This window comes from Desulfotignum phosphitoxidans DSM 13687 (assembly GCF_000350545.1).
In the GTDB taxonomy this organism is placed as follows: Bacteria; Desulfobacterota; Desulfobacteria; order Desulfobacterales; family Desulfobacteraceae; genus Desulfotignum; species Desulfotignum phosphitoxidans.
Genome location: NZ_APJX01000001.1, coordinates 157,124 through 174,837 on the forward strand (window position 1 = coordinate 157,124; position 17,714 = coordinate 174,837).

A 17,714-nucleotide genomic window follows, 5' to 3' on the forward strand; every position below is an offset into this window, starting at 1 on the left:
ATTGAGTTTATTTAAACATGCGCAGCTGCATCATGGTGTTGGCCTGCATCATGGCCTGCCGTCCGGTCAGACCCCAGAGGTTGGGAGCATTTGAAAACGTTTTTACCGATACCGGCCCTTCCGGAAAAGGGGCACCGCTATTTTCCCGGCACGACTGTCTGTCTTCATCGGTTTTGATGTGGGCAATGACCGCTGCCATGGCAGCCACTTTTTTTTTGCGGTCCATGATCTCTCCTTTTATCATACCGGAATGTTCCCGTGTTTTTTGGCCGGACGCATTTCCCGTTTGCTGGCCAGCGCTTCCAGCGCATCAATGAGCCGGGGCCGGGTTTGAGAAGGTGTGATCACCGCGTCCACATATCCTCTGGCTGCCGCACAATAGGGATTGGAAAACCGCTCATTGTATTCCGTGATTTTTTCCTTTCGTTTGGCCACCGGATCATCCGCCGCCTTGATCTCTTTGGCATGGATGATGTTGGCGGCCCCTTCCGCACCCATGACCGCGATCTCCGCACTGGGCCAGGCAAATGCCATGTCCGCGCCCAGGTGTTTGGGGCACATGGCCAGATACGATCCCCCGTAATCCTTGCGGGTGATCAACAGCAGTTTGGGTACTGTGGCCTCGGAATAACACCACAGCAGCTTGGCCCCATGGCGGATGATACCGCCCCATTCCTGCTTGGAGCCAGGCAGATACCCGGGAACGTCCGCAATGGTGAGCATGGGGATGTTAAAGGCGTCACAGAACCGGATGAACCGGGTGGCCTTGTCCGACGCATTGATATCCAGACACCCGGCCAGATGACTGGGCTGATTGGCGATAATACCGATGGACCGGCCGTTGAGCCGGGCAAAACACACCAGGATATTTTTGGCATAATACTGATGCGGTTCAAAAAACACCCCGTCATCCACAATGGATTTAATCACGTTTTTCATGTCATACGCCCGGTTGGGGCGGTCCGGAATCAAGGTGTCCAGGGCCGGGTCCGTGCGGGCGGGATCATCTTTGGGCGGGATAAAAGGCGGATCTTCCATATTGTTGGCCGGCAGATAGGACAACAGGATTTTTATCTGCGCAATGCAGTCTTCATCGGATTCACAGGCAAACTGGGCCACGCCGGATTTTTCGTTGTGGGTCATGGCGCCGCCCAGGTCTTCAAAGGAGATATTTTCACCGGTAACCGCCTTGATCACGTTGGGACCGGTGATAAACATATAGCTGCTTTTCTTCACCATGAACACAAAATCAGTCATGGCCGGGGAATACACAGCCCCGCCGGCGGTTGGCCCCATGATGGCGGAGATCTGAGGAATCACTCCGGAGCACGCGGAATTTCTGAAAAATATCTCCCCGTATCCGGACAACGCATCAATGCCTTCCTGAATTCTGGCACCGCCTGAATCATTCATGCCGATGACCGGGGCCCCGGCTTTCAGCGCCATGTCCATGACCTTGCAGATTTTCTTGGCCTGCATCTCGCCTAAGGATCCGGCCCGGGCCGTGAAATCCTGGGCATAGGCAAACACGATCCGGCCACCCACTTTACCATGGCCGGTCACCACCCCGTCTGCCGGAATTTGTTTTTTTTCCATGCCGAAATTGGTACACCGGTGGGTGACAAACATATCCAGTTCCCGGAACGTGCCTTTGTCAAACAAATGATCCAGCCGTTCCCTGGCATTGAGCCGGCCCTGTTCCCGCCGCTTTTCCAACGCAGCGTCTCCCCCCATTTTCAAAATTTCCTGCTCTTTGCACTTCAGGGTCTGAATATTATCTGCTGTGGTTCCCATAAATAAAAGTCCTTCCATGTTCCTTTGGTTCATTCATTGGCTATTTTTGACGGCGGACTATTCCACGCTGAACCGCCATGCACAAAACCATTCCTCCGGATGGGCATCCGGGGGACATCCGATACAGGTTGTTTTGATATTCGGATCAAATGCCGATGCAAAATAGGTATATTCAACCAATCCGGCTGATTTGCACGGATAGTCCGGCAAATCTTTACGTTTTCTGGCTGCCTGAACCCGGCATTCATTCATCTGAAATACAAAACTTTTGGGACTTTCGTCAACAATTGATTGTGTATTGATGAAAGAATACATCCTGAAATTCAGGGCTTTTTTAAGGCCTTCCAGTCCCGGCCTGTCCCCCAGATTTAAAAACCGTTTAATGGCATGGGCTTCATAGGGTGAAAACATGCCCCAGCAGGAATCATTACACCGTTTGGCATCATTCATGCCCCGGGTTTTTTCCACGGCCTGGAACCAGACGCCGTCCATGACCAGCCAGTTTTTGGCCAGCCCTTTGAGCAGTTCATTCAACCGGTCTTCATCCATGTCCGCCACCGCTTCGGGCAACCCGTCTTTTAATTCAAAATCCAGAATATCGGCCATGCGTTTCATGGTAATATCCGTGCCCCTGGGCACCACGGCATCCATCATATCCAATGCCGCATCCATCCCCATCTGGTGCCGGACTTCAGCAAACCAGAATCCGTAATGCATGATCATGCGAAACACCATATCCATCATCAACCGGCCCTTGTTCTGCCTGGACAGATCCGTAAAGTCAGGCTGTACGTCGTTCATTTGACATCTCCTTTTTCCAGTTCATGGTAAAGTGCCAGATACGTCTGTGCTTCCTCTTGTTTTCCCCGCCTGGCACAGCCATTGCCGTAAATCCGGCATTTTTCTTTGAGCACGGACTTCGCCGCTTTTTGCTGATCGTCCGACAATGATCCGGATCGGACCAGACTCAGGATCGCTTCAATGCGAAACCGATCCTGGGAATGCCGCCTGGAAAGCTGATCCGCATGCCCGCCGAACTTGACGGTCAAAGCCGCATCAATGAGATGAATCGGGGTGTCCATGCTGACCCGCAGCCAGAAATCATAGTCCTCGCACACAGGAAAATCCTGCCTGAACATCCCTTTGCGTTCAAACAGTGTTTTTCTGATCATCACCGCGGACGGGCTGACCAGGCACAGGTGAAGAGACGGTTCAAAAATCAGGCCCGAGGGTTTTTTGTGTTTTTTTCTGGAATTCACCCGGACCCCGTTGCGGATCCAGATCTCTTCGGTCTGACAGATCATGGCTTCGGGATGGGCTTTAAAAAAATCGGCCTGGCATGCCAGTTTTTCCGGTTTCCATTGATCATCAGAATCCAGTAACGCCACAAATTCGCCGGTGCTGTGACCGATACCCAGATTCCGGGCACTGCTCACCCCTTGATTGGGCTGATTCAATATCCGGAGGCGGTTTCCATACGCGGCCAGCACCTCGGGGGTGTGATCGGTGGAACCGTCATCCACCACAATGATCTCTTTGGGTGCAACAGTCTGGGCCAGCACCGAATCAATGGCGTGGGCCAGGGTCCATGCCCGGTTGAAACTGGGAATAATCACACTGATCTGGGGCGGATCTGTCTGTGTCATGATCCATCACTTATATCATGGCTTTTGTTTTTTGTACAAACCAGATTCACGTTTTTTGACAAAACCGGACCCGCCTGAAAATCTGAGAACAAGAAAGGGTCTGGCTGTCCCAATGATGTTCAATTGGTCCAACCATTTCAAAAATTAAAAAATTATGTGAAGTTTCAGGATCATAGAACGTTTTATCCTTGATTTTTTTTAAAATTTTTCCCATAATCGGTTTTGTTTTTTAATTTTTGAGTAATCCTTGACAATCCCATCCAAATCACTTTATGAAGCCCTTGAATGTTTGGATATGCATCACTTACAAATGAGGATATTATGGCAAAAGGCAAATCAGTCATCCATGTAATTGATACCCACTGGTGCAAAGGGTGCGGTATCTGTGTTCATTTCTGTCCCAAACAGGTACTGGAACTGGACAAAAGCGGCAAAGCCCGGGCGGTCCGACCCGAAGATTGCATCGCCTGCAAATTGTGTGAACTTCGTTGCCCTGATCTGGCAATACAAATACAAGAAATTCAGGAAGGGGAAAATGACTCAAAACGATAACATCAGATTTGTCCAGGGGAATGAAGCCTGTGTGGAAGGGGCCTTGTACGCGGGCCTCAATTTTTTCGCAGGATACCCCATCACCCCGTCCACGGAAATTGCGGAGCATTTGTCCGAACGTCTTCCCCGGCAGGGCGGAAAATTCATCCAGATGGAAGATGAAATCGCTTCCATGGGTGCCATTCTCGGGGCTTCTCTCACCGGAAAAAAAGTAATGACCGCCACTTCCGGACCCGGGTTTTCGCTCAAACAGGAAGCCCTGGGATATGCCTGCATGGCTGAAATCCCCTGCGTTATTACCAATGTCCAGCGGGGCGGGCCTTCCACAGGCAATCCCACCCATGTCAGCCAGGGAGATGTCAATCAGGCCAGATGGGGGACCCACGGGGATCATGCCATCATCGCCCTGACCGCATCCAACAACCAGGATGTGTTCAAAATTACAGTGGAAGCGTTCAACCTGGCCGAGACCTACCGGACACCGGTTATTATCCTTCTGGATGAAGTGGTGGGTCACATGCGGGAAAAACTCACGCTTCCAGAAGTTGATGAGATTCCGGTGGTAAGCCGGCTGCGGACATCGGTTTCCAAAGGCGTGGATTACCATCCATATCTGCCCCGGGAGGACGGGCGGTTGCCCATGTCGGATTTCGGTGCCGAGCACCGGTACAATGTCACCGGCCTTTTCCATGACATGTGGGGATTTCCCAGCAACAACCCCAAAGTGGTGAGCGAACTGCTGCGCCATCTGGTGGACAAAATTGAAAACAACGTCGACAGTATGACCATGTACAAGGAATACTGGCTGGACGATGCCGACTATATCCTGGTGTCCTATGGGTCATCAGCCCGGTCCGCCATTCACATCGCCAAAAACCGCCGGGCCAGAGGCGTGAAGATCGGGGTCCTGGAACTCCAGACCCTGTGGCCTTTTCCGGCAGACATGGTCCGGGAGAAATGTGCCAATGCCAAAGCAGTGCTGGTGGTGGAAATGAACATGGGCCAGGTGATCACCCAGGTTAAAAACGCGGTGGACAATCCCAACAATGTATTTCTGGCCAACCGCATCGACGGCCAGCTGATCTCACCCACGGACATCAAGACCATCCTGCGAATGATCCAGGGAAAGGGGGTGTAACATGACCACAAAAGAATTTGATTTTAAATATTATATCCGAAGCCGGTTTTTCCCCCATATCTGGTGTCCGGGCTGCGGCCACGGTATTGTGCTGGGGTCTTTGCTGCGGGCGGTTCATGAACTGGGTCTGGATAAAAACGAAATCGTCATGACTTCCGGCATCGGGTGTTCCTCCCGGATCTCCGGATATGTGGATTTTCATTCTCTGCACACCATCCACGGCCGGGCTTTGACCTTTGCCACGGGTGTCAAGCTGGCCAAACCCGGCATCACCGCCATCGTTCCCATGGGAGACGGGGATGCCCTGGCCATCGGCGGCAATCACTTCATCCATGCAGCCAGACGTAATATCGATATCACGGCCATTGTCATGAACAACCGGATTTACGGCATGACCGGGGGACAGTTTTCCCCGTTGTCCGGGCTTGGCAAAAAAGCCACTACTGCCCCGTATTCTTCCATTGACAACCAGTTTGACGTGGTGGAACTGGCAAAAAGCGCCGGCGCCAGTTTTGTGGCCCGATCCACGGTGTTCCATGCCACCGAATGCAAGGATTTGCTGAAAAAAGCCATCGCCCACAAAGGATTTTCCGTGGTGGAAATCCTGACCCAGTGCCCCACCTATTTCGGACGGAAAAACAAAGAAGGGGATGCAGTCCAGATGATGGAATCTTACAAAAACAATACTGTCAAAATTGGGTCCAAGAAACTGGAAACCAACCCGGAACTGATCCAGCGGGGCATTTTTGTGGAAGACACCCAAAAAGCCGAATACTGTGAGGCCTATGACAACATCATCGAGACCGCAATGAAAGGAAACGCATAATGGAACGTTCAAGACTGGTTTTTTCAGGGTCCGGAGGCCAGGGAGTGATCACAGCGGCCATCATCCTGGCCAAAGCAGCGGTGATATTTGAAGGCAAAAACGCCACCCAGTCCCAGAGTTACGGTGCTGCGGCCCGGGGGGGCGCCACAAGAAGTGATGTGCTGATTTCCGATTCGGAGATCTTTTTTCCCAAGGTGGTGCAGCCCAATATCCTGGTGAGCCTGACCCAGGAAAGCTACAATACCTTTTCAGGCATCATACGGCCCGGTGGCCTGCTGCTGGTGGACAGCAAATTTGTCTCCATTGAAAACAAAGTCGATGCCAAGCATCTCGCTTTGCCCATGTATGACACGGTCATGGAGAAAATCGGCAAACCCATTGTGTTCAACATCTGCATGCTGGGAGCGCTTTTGGGTGCCACCCGCCTGGTCCGGGGAGAATCCATCCTCAAGGTGCTGGAAACCACCATCCCCAAAGATTTCATGGAGATGAACAAGACCGCTCTGGATCTGGGCATCCACATGGGAGAATCGGCTGTTAATTAAGAGCCCCCCGCTCCCATGAACCCTATCTCAACACCCGGAAACATTCCTTCAGACCTGGTGGCGGACTGGCAGACCCTCCACCGGGTCTTTATCCGGCCCGAGGACGAAAAAAGCCGGCAGACCCTGATCAAATACATGGAACAGATCCTGTTCGGTCTCCATGAATTTCTCAACTCCCATGTGGGGGTGACCGAAGCCATTCCGCTTGCGACCCTGGCGAAATCCTATACCGATACGACCATCCGCCGTGAGCCGGAAAAAAAACTGGCCGATGTCATTAAAGACATCATCAATGAAATCGCCCCCCGGGCCGTGAATGTGGCCTCACCTTATTTCATCGGACACATGACTTCGGCTATTCCGTTTTTCATGGTTCACCTCAAAGCCATCACTGCGGCTCTGAACCAGAATCTGATCAAACTGGAAACGTCCAAAGTGCTGTCGGTCCTGGAAAAACAGGTACTGGCCAAAGTACACCGCATGGTTTACAACCGGGAACCCGCGTTTTATGACACCCATGTTCAAAATGTGGATACCTGCCTGGGTCTGTTCACCAACGGGGGCACCACGGCCAATATCACGGCCCTGTGGGTGGCAAGAAACCAGTGTCTCCCGGCAACCGGCAATTTTGCCGGTGTGGAGCAGGACGGCATGGCAGCCGCCATGAAGGCTCATGATCTGGAGCGTCTGGTGGTACTGGTGTCGGAACGGGGGCACTTTTCTCTAAAAAAAGCCGGCGGAATTCTGGGGATCGGAAACAGAAACATCATTGCCGTGGGAGTGAACAAACAGCATCAAATCGATATGAATGAACTGACCCGGCAGGTGGAAGCGTTCTCACAGAACAAAAAAATCAAAATCGCCGCCATCGTGGGCATTGCCGGGGCCACTGAAACCGGCACCATTGACCCGCTGCCTGAGATGGCACACCTGTGCCGAACCCATGGGATTCATTTTCATGTGGATGCGGCCTGGGGCGGGCCGGTGATGCTGTCGGAAAAATACGCCCCCCTGCTGGACGGCATCCGGGAAGCGGATTCCGTCACCATTGACTGCCACAAGCAGTTCTACATGCCCATGAGTGCCGGCATGGTCTTTTTCAAAGATCCCGCCGCGCTGGACCGGATCATTTATCATGCCGGATATGTCAACCGGAAAGGCTCTGTGGACCTGGGCATCAAAACCCTGGAAGGGTCCAGGGAAGCCAGTTCTCTGATCCTGGACAGTGCCCTGAAAATCATGGGATCCCAAGGGTATGCATTGATGATCGAGCACGGTATTGACACGGCCCGGCTGTTTGCCCAAAAAATCAAAGACCGGGATCTGTTTCAGCTGGTCACAATACCGGTACTCAACATTCTTACCTACCGGGCCATCCCCCCAGCGTTGAAACAACAGATGGATGCCGGTGTGACACCGGCCCGGCAGCAGGAAATCGATGCCTGCCTGGATCAGATCAACACAGATTTACAGCGGATTCAACGGGAAGCCGGTAAAAGTTTTGTCTCACGCACCTGCCTGAAAATTCATCCAGCAGATGCATACACGGCGGTGGTTCTTCGATCCGTGATCATGAATCCCTATACCAACGGGAGTATTCTGGATCAGATTCTGGACGAACAGGAAGAGATCCTGCAATCTTTGCAGATATCAACCGATCTGAAGCCACACACCTGATCCCTGTTTTCACGAAATAGTTTCACATATCATACATGTGCAGCACCAGACTGCCCCGGGTCAGAACCCCTGCGACACGGCCTTGTTCAAGTACCGGCAGCATTCCTTCCTGGGACTGGTTCATGCGTGCCGCAGCGGTTCGGATATCATCCCCAGGCCCCACCACCGGTACATCCGGTTTGACCATGCCTTTGACCGGCGTGGACAGCCGATTGTTTTGCCTGGCACGCACCACCGCAGATTCCGGTATCAATCCCAGAAACCGGTCTTTATCACAGACCAGCAGGGCCCGGACCCGGGTACGGGCCATGATTTCTCCGGCCTCGGCCACGGTCTGATCCGGCCGGAGAACAAACCGGGCCGCATGGAGCATGATCTCTTTCACCAGCGATGATTTGCGGCCGGTTTCCCGGATCAGGGTGGTTATCTTTTCTGTGATCTTTGCCAGGTCATCCTCTTTGACAACCGCAGAACCGGCCCCGGGGTGACCGCCGCCCCCTAAAGCCCGCACCACAGCACCCACATCCACAGCATCAGGGTTGGACCGGCCGATCACCATCACCTTGTTCTGATCGGTGGAAAATATGCCGAAAACCGCGTCCAGCCCTTTGAATTCCTTATATTTTTCCACCAGCGACGCCAGCATGGTCAAGCCGCTTTGCACCGGTATGGCACAGATGCCGATGTTCACGCCTTCCAGTGTCAACACGTCAGCCTTTGCCAGCATATCTGAAAATACCCGGGTATGGGAATCATCCATGGCATTGGATAAAAATGAAGACACAATATTCAGATCCGCCCCGTTTTCAAGCAGAAACGCGGTCATTCTGGCATCTCTGGGGGTGGCCGATGAAAACGTCAAACATCCGGTGTCATCGTAAATTCCCAACAGAAACAAGGTGGCCTGCATGGGAGTGAACGGTGTCTGCTGCCGTTCCATCTCTTCCAGCAAAAGTGTGATGGTGGCCCCGACCTCTTCTCTGTGTTCAACTCCGGATATGATATTTGTCCCGGACATGTGGTGGTCCCAGCAGATAATCTCAAAATTCTGCCTGTCCTTCAGCGGCTGCATCCGGTCCAGCCGGTTCCAGTTATTGGTGTCCACCACGATCAGAGAAGAAACGGTTTCCAGATCAAATCCCTTTCGGGGAACAATCCGTAACAGGTCCTGATGAATGGAAAGAAATGCCCGGACTCCGGCTGTGACATGGGAAGGCACCACCCCCCGGGTACCGGGGTACAAACAAGTACAGGCCACCATGGAAGCCAGGGCATCAAAATCCGTATTCATATGGCTGGTTACGATCTGCATCAGAAAATAGGTCTCATGGCGCCCATATAAGTCCTCAGTTTTTTGCCCACCTGTTCCACGGATGTGGACCGGATGGCCTGGTTCACCTGTATCAAACGGATATTGTCCACCCCGGTATCCGGGGTATCAAGTCCTTTGCCGATCACATCCGTATCAATGGATGCCATGAATTCTTTGAGCATGGGAACCGCACTGTGGCTGAAAAGATAGCACCCGTACTCCGCCGTATCGGAAATCACCACATTCATTTCATACAATTTTTTCCGGGCAATGAGATTGGCAATCAAGGGCACTTCGTGCAAAGATTCATAATACGCGGATTCCTCCACAATACCGGCGGAAACCATAGTATCATAGGCCAGTTCCACCCCGGCCTTGACCATGGCCACCATGAGAATCCCGTAATCAAAATAGGCCTGTTCAGACAGTTCCGTTTCCCGGGACACCGCTTTTTCAAAAGGCGTGTCTGCCGTCTGAGCCCGCCAGGTGAGCAGGTTGACGTCATCGTTGGCCCAGTCTTTCATCATGGTTTCCGAGAACCTGCCGGACATGATGTCATCCATATGCCGGTAGAACAACGGCGTCAGAATCTGTTTGAGCTGCTCACTCAAATCAAAAGCCCGGATTTTGGCCGGGTTGGACAGCCGGTCCATCATGTTGGTGATGCCCCCGTGTTTCAGGGCTTCGGTGATCGTTTCCCACCCGTACTGAACCAGCCGGCATGCATCGCCTTCATCCATGCCTTTTTCGATCATCTTGTCAAAGCACAGCAAAGATCCGGCCTGAAGCATACCGCACAAAATGGTCTGTTCACCCATGAGATCGGATTTCACTTCCGCCACAAACGATGATTCCAGGACCCCGGCCCGGTGGCCGCCGGTGGCCGCAGCATAGGCTTTGGCCAGTTCCATGCCCTCACCTCTGGGATCGTTTTCCCGATGGACCGCAATCAGTGTGGGAACACCGAATCCGCGTTTGTATTCTTCCCTGACTTCGGTTCCGGGTGATTTGGGCGCCACCATGATCACGGTCAGGTCCTCTCGGATCTTCATGCCCTCTTCCACAATATTGAATCCATGGGAATATGACAGACAGGCATTTTTTTTCATCAACGGCATGATCGCGGTCACAACCGATGTGTGCTGTTTATCCGGTGTCAGATTGATCACCAGATCTGCCGACGGCAGCAACCGCTCATATGTGTCCACCACAAATCCATGATCTGTGGCATTTTTCCAGGACTGCCGTTTCTCAGTAATGGCCGCATTCCTCAAGGCATAAGACACATCCAGACCGGAATCCCGCAGATTGAGTCCCTGGTGGAGCCCCTGGGCTCCGCAGCCCACAATCACGATCTTTTTGCCTTTCAACGCAACCACACCGGAAAATTCCGAGGTATCCATAAACCGGCATTTGGCTAATTCCGCCAGTTGCAGCCGCAGCGGCAGGGTATTAAAATAATTGTCTCCCATCTTGCATTTCTCCTGATATATTTAGTAATGATTTAAGAATACTGATTGACAACACATATGGCAAATTGATAAATTTATTTTTTCCTTAAATTAACAGGTTTCATCAAACTTTAACCCATCAGCCTTGGTCATGTCAGCACCACCCATGAAACAAATCCGCATTGCGTCTGCCAAAGACAAAAAAGAAGTCACCGCACTTCGAACCAGGGAATTCGACCGTTCCAAAAATTTCAAACTGCTGAAACCCGAACTGCTGCACTGGAACCATACCGATGATGCCCATACGGTTCTGGGAATCTGGAATGAACACCAGGAAATAATTGCCACATTGCGGCTGATCCGTGTCGCAAATCTTCAGGAAGCCGTCAAACGCCTGGAAGCGGACATTCCCATTGCCATCCATTTCCCCTGCCTTATCTTCAATTCCGCAGCCACAAGGCAGGATTACCACAGACAAGGACTCAACCAGCTGTTACGCTATTACAGCATCCGGGCCGCCCAGACTCACCACATCCAGCATTTGATCAGCCCTGTTTATCTGAATGCCCCGAGACTGGCGCTGATGGAAAAACTGGGATACACCTTTCATGAACCGCCTCATACCTGGCAGACCAAACTGGCGCCATACAGTCCGAGAATTCTGGCAGTACTGGAAAAAAACCGTTTTGCTCCCGCCCGGGATATTCTGGAAAAAGCCATCCCCCACCTCATCGACACCTATCCCTGGACCGGAGAACCGATTAGTCTGTAGTCTCAATTTCCCGGAAAATCTGATCCGCAGCCCCCAGAATATCGATGGACGGGTTGTATCCCACCACGGTGGCGGCCTCGATATTCAGTGAGATGGAAAAATCTTTACCCACATCCATGGGTAATCTGCCGGGATCCGCGCCATCCAGAATTCTCAATGCATATTCCGCGCATTGAAGTCCAAACTTTTCCTTGTCTCTGCCGATACCGATCACCAGTCCTTTGGTGATATAAATGGGCTCTCCGGTACTGGGAAGGCTGTATTTTTTGAAACAATCAAAAAACAGATCAAAATTCTGATCAAATGCATTGGAAATCTGCACATAAAACACATCCACTTCAGGGGCTACTTTTTTTCCAGAGCCGCAGTGATATTTTCCCGGATTTCTTCCCTTGGCAGCACCTGATTATTTTCATCCCGCAGGGAAAATCCTTCGTTGAAAAATTCGAACCCGGCCTCATGGCTGAGTTCCGTGACTTTCTGGATGGTGCCTTCATGACTGGGCGATCCTTTCAGGTATATCATTCCGATACGCTGGAACGCCATCAACTCATGAAGCAGATGAATGCCGATGCCCACATAATCCCGGGTCTCCACGCCGGTATAATTGGCCCCGGACCCTTGCCAGTCTGTGATCACGCCCGAGGTTTCCGGTGCGCCCAGGTCTGTGAACACAATGGGAATCGTCTTGATTTCCCTGACAGTCCGCTGGGTGGAGTGGGTGCCGATGGAAAAAATCAGATCCACATCCTGCCGCGTCTCCAAAGAAGCCACAAACGCATCCAGTGCCGCAATATCGCCATCTGCATTAAAGGTGTCGATGATGATTTTATCCGCAGCCTCAGACTGTTGGATCCCCTGCCTGAATCCTTTGAGAGACAGGGTATAGGGCTGAAACGTCTGATGCTGGACCGTCACTATCCGATAGGACTTTTCGGCTTGTACCCCTGAAGGATGCCAGCCGGATATCAGAATCCCGATAATCAGAATCAAACATTTTTTCAACATGGTGTCCATTCCCGTCAAACAGTTAAAGTTCAAAATATATCATGATTCCGGTTTAAAAAAAATCCAGAAAATCAGATTTCCCAGAACACACAGCCCGCCCCCCATCATGATGGCAGTCTGGATGTCAAACCGGCCGGCAAAAAATCCAAAAAAAACCGGCCCCAGGCTGCTGCCGATGCGTTCAATGGAATTGTACACAGCCAAAGCGGTTCCAGCCCCCATTTTCCGGGCGGTCCGGGTTTTCAGCAACAGGCTGGACTGGGCCGGAAAGGTAATGCTGTTGGAAATACCCAGTACCAGAAGAGAAATAATCACAAACAGGGCTGTCATCCATGTTGGCCCTGCCATAAAAAAATAAAACAGGATCAGGACCCCGCCCACCAGAACATTGGAGGCCACCACAGAGATCCGGCTCTGACGGATCTGCTTGATCCGCCGGTTCAGAAAACCGGCAAACAACACACTGGGAAGCGTATAGAACATCATGATCCGGCCGATATCCGCATAGGCGAAATCCGGTTTAAGCAAAATGGGCACGGAATAATAAAAATACCCGATAAAGATGATCCGGGTAAAAATACCGTGCATCAGCACACAGACCAGATTCAAGTCCCGGATACCCAGCCTGAAAAAAGCGGTGAGACCGGTCTGGTCCGCCGGATGCTGTTCTGGGTTGTTTATGGAAGCCTGCTGGATATCGGCCTTGTCCGCAAGAATCATATAGTCGAACACAAAAATCAACAGCACCATGGCAGCAGCGGTGAAAAACACGAATTGATAGGAAAAATATTCCACCAGAATACTGCCGATAATGATACTGCAAAACAATCCCCCTGAAAATGCGGCAGTGAAACCGGCCAGATGAAACGCCTGGTTTTCAGCCGTCGACCGTGCCACAATGAATTGTTTGCAGGAAATGACAATAAAAGCGAACCCCACGGCACAAAGCATCCTGCCGAAAATCAGCTGAAGAATATCACCGGACAGGCCGCAGAGCACCAGCCCGGCTGAGGTACACAAGGCACCCATACCGATCCCGTAATCCGGATGAATCCACCGCTTGAACAGATTGCTGCCCATGAACAGCATGAAAAAAAACACGGTGATCATGTAACAGGTAATGGGAAGCCCCATGAGAATTTCATCGGAAAACACACCGGTCAGAACGGTTTGTTTATCCAGCAGCTCTCTGGAAAAAATCGGCAGAAAACTGGATTGCAGATTGGCCCCCATAAAAAAGATGAACACAATGGGACGGATCTGGGACGGGTCCTTGAATTTTTTGACCTGTTCCTGCCGGTCCATCAGGTGATTCAGGGCGGATCGCTGTTTTTTGACCGCCCCGAGGAACCGTTCCCGGCCGTGGAATATGGCGGTCAAAATCTCAGATGAGACCTGGTTCAGATGGGCCAGGGTCTGATAAATCTGCTGTCTTTGAACCGTGACATGCTGTCGGATCCGGGCGGAGATCGGGTTCATTTCTTCGGGCATCACAGACCCGCACCAGGGGTTCACCCTTTGTATCATGTGGTTCAGGGTGTTCATGGATTCCCGGAACGGCGCGGCCACCAGCCTGGAGGCAAAAAACCGGATGATTTCATAGGCAATGATGAGGCCTGCCACCACAATGGTGATCAGGTCAAACAGCATGGACATCATTTTCCGGTCCGCTTCCATGCTTAAGCCCAGACGGATTTCCTTTACCCGGGAATCCGGGGCTGCCGCATCACCCCCTGCAAGCGGCAAAGCGATTTCCCGGGAAGCCTGATCTCTTTTTTCGGCAAAAAACAGCACCTGGTCGCCTTGCACAATCCGGATATAGGCCAGATCCGGGGTCTGGGCCAGCACATCCTCCAGAAAAGGGGTCATGCCCCCCAGCAGGTGAATCGGAATCCCGAAACCCAGGGCGTAATCGATCTCTTTTTTCAAAACCTGCCCCAGCTCTTTTATCTGGGACAGATTCTGCTGCTCATAGGCGCGCTTGAACATGGCGGCATTGAAAAACATGTACAGGCCATGGGAAAGACCCACAAAAATCATGACAATCAAAATCAGTCGTCTGCTCTGCATGATGGGCTGCCTTTTTTTATCAATTGATGCGCAATCGTGCCGTCAGACGTCTGTAAAACGCCTTTTCCCACGATGCCGGGTCCGGTGCCATGCTCACCCCGTCGATAGCATCATACAGATCCCGGTGATCCACGGACAGCCATTGTCCGGCCCGGATATCCTGAATTTGCTTTTTGCAGGTGAACAATGGAGACATATCAATGCCCCGGGCCTGCAGCCGATCATACTGCCCGGTCTGAATCCAGGTGTCCATCTCGTGAATGAACCGCTTATACGGCCGGTTGATCAACCAGGTCAGCACCAGATAGAGAAAAGGCAATCCCACCGCCAGCATCCCCAGAAAGGTCACCACCGACCGCCTTATCAGCAAAAGGGTTTGTTCCCGGATCTCCCGGAGAGACACCTTCATGACGATGTTTCCTTTGACCCGGGTCCGGTCCGCCAGGGGAATATGGATCTGAAACGCGTCCGGCTTCTTATCCATGGCAAAGGTGCGGGTCATGTGAAACTCCCCGGGGGAGGTATCGGGTCTGGCGGAAAAGAGCACGGTTCCCTGGTCATCGATGATATGCAGGTTGTCAATGTCTCCGGGAATGATGTCCGTCAAAAGCCGGGCATAATCGATCTGGTCCAGAGGTTTTCCGAACAAAAGCGATTTGTTGAGTTTGCGCTGCATCTGGCTGCCGATGATCCGGTATTTCCTCAGATTGCTTTCTTCCAGGTTGCCGGTCAGAAAACCGATTTCCAGAAAACAGTTCAATCCCTGGACAAACAGAATAATCAGAAAAGTGACGATCATGATCCGGGATCGTAATTTCATGAGATGCCTTTGTATTGTATCATGAGCATGGCAATGTCATCATACTGGGGTGCCCCGGCAGCAAAGGATTTCAGGTCGCCTTTGATGTATTCCACCAGAGTGCGGGAAGATACCGGTGCCTTTGAAACAATGCGGTCCAGAAGGGTTTTTTCCGAATAAAACCGCTCCTGATCATCCATGGCCTCGGTGACACCGTCCGTATACAGAAACAATGCTTCCCCCGGCGCCAGGGTCAGCGACAGATCCTTATAGCTAATGTCGTCCATGATCCCCACCATCGGACCGCTGATCGCTTTTTGGTACCCGGCCTGTCCGGATCCCATGATATGCACGGCCGGGTTGTGCCCCCCGTTGGCATAGGTGATCACACCGGTATTCAGGTCCAGTATCCCTATGAACAATGTCACAAACATGGACTGGGGATTGTCACTGGAGATGGCATCGTTCACCTCGGTCATGATGGCACCCGGACTGATTTTCTTGAACGCGGATGTTTTGATCAACGTCTTGGTAATGGCCATCATTAGAGCGGCCGGCACCCCTTTGCCGGACACATCTCCGATGGTGAAACACAGTTTGTGATCTTCGACAAAATAAAAATCATATAAATCCCCGCCCACTTCTTTGGCCGGTTCAAGGGAGGCAAAGATATCCATGGCTTTGCAGTCGGGAAACGGGGGAAAAATCTTGGGAAGCAGCCCCAGCTGGATATCTTTGGCAATATTGAGTTCTCCCTGGATCCGTTCATTTTTGGCTGTTGTTTCAAGCAGTTGACGGATATTTTCCTTCAGCTGCCCTTTCATGAAAACAAACGCGTTGGCCAGAAGTCCCACTTCATCCCTGTTTTTTTGGGCCAGTTGATCCAGATACATGTCCTGGGTTTCATCCCGGGTCAGATCCGCCGATGAAAACGCCTTGACACGATCCGCCAGAAATTTCAAGGGTCTGGAAATCCGGGACACCATCCAGGCCGCAGACAGAAGACTGCACAAAAGAATCAGCCCGATCAATGCGCTTTGTTTGAACACAATCTCTTTGGCCGGCGCCCGGATCTCCGACACCGGCACCGTGACCCCGATATACCAGCCCAAGGGTTTGAAAAACCGGATATAGGCGATCATCTCCTGTTTTTCAAACAGATCGGACTGATAAGACAAAAATCCCCCCCCTTGAATGGCCCGGGTCACCATATCCTGAACCAAAAGATTGCCGGTCTGAAAATTGACGGTTTGCTTAAATTGACTTGCAAGGTCCGGATCGGTCATGGCCAGCACGGAAAACGCGTTGTCAAACAGAAAAGCGATTCCGGTCCTGCCGATGCGGATGTCGGCAAAGGTTTCTCCCAGAGTTTCCACGATTTTGGACAGTTTTTCCTGGGCCTCCACCTCGATATCTTCAATATTGACAACGGTTCCCACCACCCAGTCCCAGGGACTGAAGGTCTGAATGCAGGTCAGATATCTGGCCCGGTATGCTTTTCTGTCCGGCCAGCTCACCACCGAGACAACCGGATCCGGGCTGATGCCGGCTGCATCCAGGTTCTGGGCCAGGGTGTTGCTTTTCATGTCCATGAATCCGCTGATATCCTGTCCCACGAATTCAGGGTCGGGATGTGCGAGCACGGTCAGGTTTTTATCTGCGATAAAAAGAGTGCCATGGGTTTCCTGATCCGTGCTGTTCATCACCCAGTCCAGCACCATCTGCTGGGCTGTGTCCATGGAAGACCGATTTTCACGGCTGTATCGATGCTGTTGCTCGATCAGCTTGACAACCAGGTCGGTCCGGCCCTTTAATATCTGTTTATACCGTGTCACCGAATCGATCTTATCGGTTATCAGGTTGTTGTATTCCCCGCGGATATTGAGACTGATCAGAGACAACACGTGCTGGGACAACCGTTCCTGCTGGGCCAGCATGGCATGGTTGATTTCCTTGCCGGAGATGGTGATGATGAGTATGGCTGTCACCGCCATGATGGCGATGACCAGAAAAATAATTTTGGACTGCACAGAATTGAGTAAAGGCACTTTTTTTTTAACAGGATCGGTTTCTTTCAAAACAGGCAGTCTCCATATGTTTGATGGTCTGATCTCTCTTATATCG

At 51.8% G+C, this 17,714-nt stretch carries 17 protein-coding genes; 6 read left to right on the forward strand and 11 right to left on the reverse strand.

Going from position 1 to position 17,714, the window contains the following annotated elements; genetic code table 11:
* Nucleotides 1-7 precede the first annotated feature (7 nt).
* Genes DPO_RS00685 through DPO_RS00700 form a run of 4 tightly spaced genes read right to left on the reverse strand, consistent with a single transcriptional unit; the run spans nt 8 to nt 3,440 of the window.
* The gene (locus DPO_RS00685; RefSeq protein ID WP_006963632.1) at nt 8-226 is read right to left on the reverse strand and encodes a hypothetical protein; all 219 of its coding nucleotides are present in this window, start codon (nt 224-226) and stop codon (nt 8-10) included.
* 14 nt (nt 227-240) lie between these two features.
* Nucleotides 241-1,794 carry an acyl-CoA carboxylase subunit beta gene (locus DPO_RS00690; RefSeq protein ID WP_006963633.1) on the reverse strand — a complete coding sequence of 518 codons (1,554 nt, stop codon included), beginning with the start codon at nt 1,792-1,794 and terminating at the stop codon, nt 241-243.
* Nucleotides 1,795-1,851: 57 nt separating this feature from the next.
* Nucleotides 1,852-2,595 (reverse strand): DUF6125 family protein, encoded by a 744-nt coding sequence (locus tag DPO_RS00695; protein ID WP_006963634.1) that lies wholly within the window; start codon nt 2,593-2,595, stop codon nt 1,852-1,854.
* Nucleotides 2,592-3,440 carry a glycosyltransferase family 2 protein gene (locus tag DPO_RS00700; RefSeq protein WP_006963635.1) on the reverse strand — a complete coding sequence of 283 codons (849 nt, stop codon included), beginning with the start codon at nt 3,438-3,440 and terminating at the stop codon, nt 2,592-2,594. The genes DPO_RS00695 and DPO_RS00700 overlap by 4 nt, the downstream gene beginning before the upstream one ends.
* A gap of 321 nt (nt 3,441-3,761) precedes the next feature.
* On the opposite strand from DPO_RS00700, the gene DPO_RS00705 reads away from it, so the two are divergent.
* The 5 genes from DPO_RS00705 to DPO_RS00725 are packed head-to-tail and all read left to right on the forward strand — an operon-like array spanning nt 3,762 to nt 8,178.
* A complete protein-coding gene (locus tag DPO_RS00705; RefSeq protein ID WP_006963636.1) occupies nt 3,762-3,992 on the forward strand; it encodes a 4Fe-4S dicluster domain-containing protein in 231 nt (76 codons plus the stop codon).
* Nucleotides 3,976-5,130 (forward strand): 2-oxoacid:acceptor oxidoreductase subunit alpha, encoded by a 1,155-nt coding sequence (locus DPO_RS00710; protein WP_006963637.1) that lies wholly within the window; start codon nt 3,976-3,978, stop codon nt 5,128-5,130. The genes DPO_RS00705 and DPO_RS00710 overlap by 17 nt, the downstream gene beginning before the upstream one ends.
* A 1-nt stretch (nt 5,131) precedes the next feature.
* The gene (locus DPO_RS00715; RefSeq protein WP_006963638.1) at nt 5,132-5,956 is read left to right on the forward strand and encodes a 2-oxoacid:ferredoxin oxidoreductase subunit beta; all 825 of its coding nucleotides are present in this window, start codon (nt 5,132-5,134) and stop codon (nt 5,954-5,956) included.
* A complete protein-coding gene (locus DPO_RS00720) occupies nt 5,956-6,501 on the forward strand; it encodes a 2-oxoacid:acceptor oxidoreductase family protein (protein WP_006963639.1) in 546 nt (181 codons plus the stop codon). The genes DPO_RS00715 and DPO_RS00720 overlap by 1 nt, the downstream gene beginning before the upstream one ends.
* A 15-nt stretch (nt 6,502-6,516) precedes the next feature.
* Complete coding sequence (locus tag DPO_RS00725; RefSeq protein WP_006963640.1) at nt 6,517-8,178, forward strand: pyridoxal-dependent decarboxylase; 1,662 nt, start codon at nt 6,517-6,519, stop codon at nt 8,176-8,178.
* Between the two features lie 22 nt (nt 8,179-8,200).
* On the opposite strand, the gene DPO_RS00730 is transcribed toward DPO_RS00725, so the two are convergent.
* Together DPO_RS00730 and ilvC are read right to left on the reverse strand one after the other, a co-directional pair.
* Nucleotides 8,201-9,490 (reverse strand): CBS domain-containing protein, encoded by a 1,290-nt coding sequence (locus DPO_RS00730; protein WP_006963641.1) that lies wholly within the window; start codon nt 9,488-9,490, stop codon nt 8,201-8,203.
* The gene (gene ilvC, locus DPO_RS00735) at nt 9,490-10,962 is read right to left on the reverse strand and encodes a ketol-acid reductoisomerase (protein ID WP_006963642.1); all 1,473 of its coding nucleotides are present in this window, start codon (nt 10,960-10,962) and stop codon (nt 9,490-9,492) included. Before ilvC ends, DPO_RS00730 begins: the two co-directional genes overlap by 1 nt.
* Before the next feature lie 145 nt (nt 10,963-11,107).
* Here ilvC and DPO_RS00740 point away from each other — a divergent pair, with 145 nt between their 5' ends.
* On the forward strand, nt 11,108-11,713 hold the full coding sequence (locus DPO_RS00740) for a hypothetical protein (protein ID WP_006963643.1): 606 nt from the start codon (nt 11,108-11,110) through the stop codon (nt 11,711-11,713).
* On the opposite strand, the gene DPO_RS26385 is transcribed toward DPO_RS00740, so the two are convergent.
* From DPO_RS26385 to DPO_RS23585, 5 genes are read right to left on the reverse strand one after another with little or no spacing between them, the layout of a single operon-like run.
* Complete coding sequence (locus DPO_RS26385) at nt 11,703-12,035, reverse strand: ABC transporter substrate binding protein (protein WP_006963644.1); 333 nt, start codon at nt 12,033-12,035, stop codon at nt 11,703-11,705. The genes DPO_RS00740 and DPO_RS26385 overlap by 11 nt on opposite strands.
* A 23-nt stretch (nt 12,036-12,058) precedes the next feature.
* The gene (locus DPO_RS00750) at nt 12,059-12,721 is read right to left on the reverse strand and encodes an ABC transporter substrate binding protein (RefSeq protein WP_006963645.1); all 663 of its coding nucleotides are present in this window, start codon (nt 12,719-12,721) and stop codon (nt 12,059-12,061) included.
* A 39-nt stretch (nt 12,722-12,760) separates the two neighbouring features.
* The gene (locus tag DPO_RS00755; RefSeq protein ID WP_006963646.1) at nt 12,761-14,791 is read right to left on the reverse strand and encodes an MFS transporter; all 2,031 of its coding nucleotides are present in this window, start codon (nt 14,789-14,791) and stop codon (nt 12,761-12,763) included.
* A gap of 19 nt (nt 14,792-14,810) precedes the next feature.
* The gene (locus tag DPO_RS00760; protein WP_006963648.1) at nt 14,811-15,611 is read right to left on the reverse strand and encodes a hypothetical protein; all 801 of its coding nucleotides are present in this window, start codon (nt 15,609-15,611) and stop codon (nt 14,811-14,813) included.
* The gene (locus tag DPO_RS23585) at nt 15,608-17,668 is read right to left on the reverse strand and encodes a SpoIIE family protein phosphatase (RefSeq protein WP_006963650.1); all 2,061 of its coding nucleotides are present in this window, start codon (nt 17,666-17,668) and stop codon (nt 15,608-15,610) included. Before DPO_RS23585 ends, DPO_RS00760 begins: the two co-directional genes overlap by 4 nt.
* Nucleotides 17,669-17,714 lie beyond the last annotated feature (46 nt).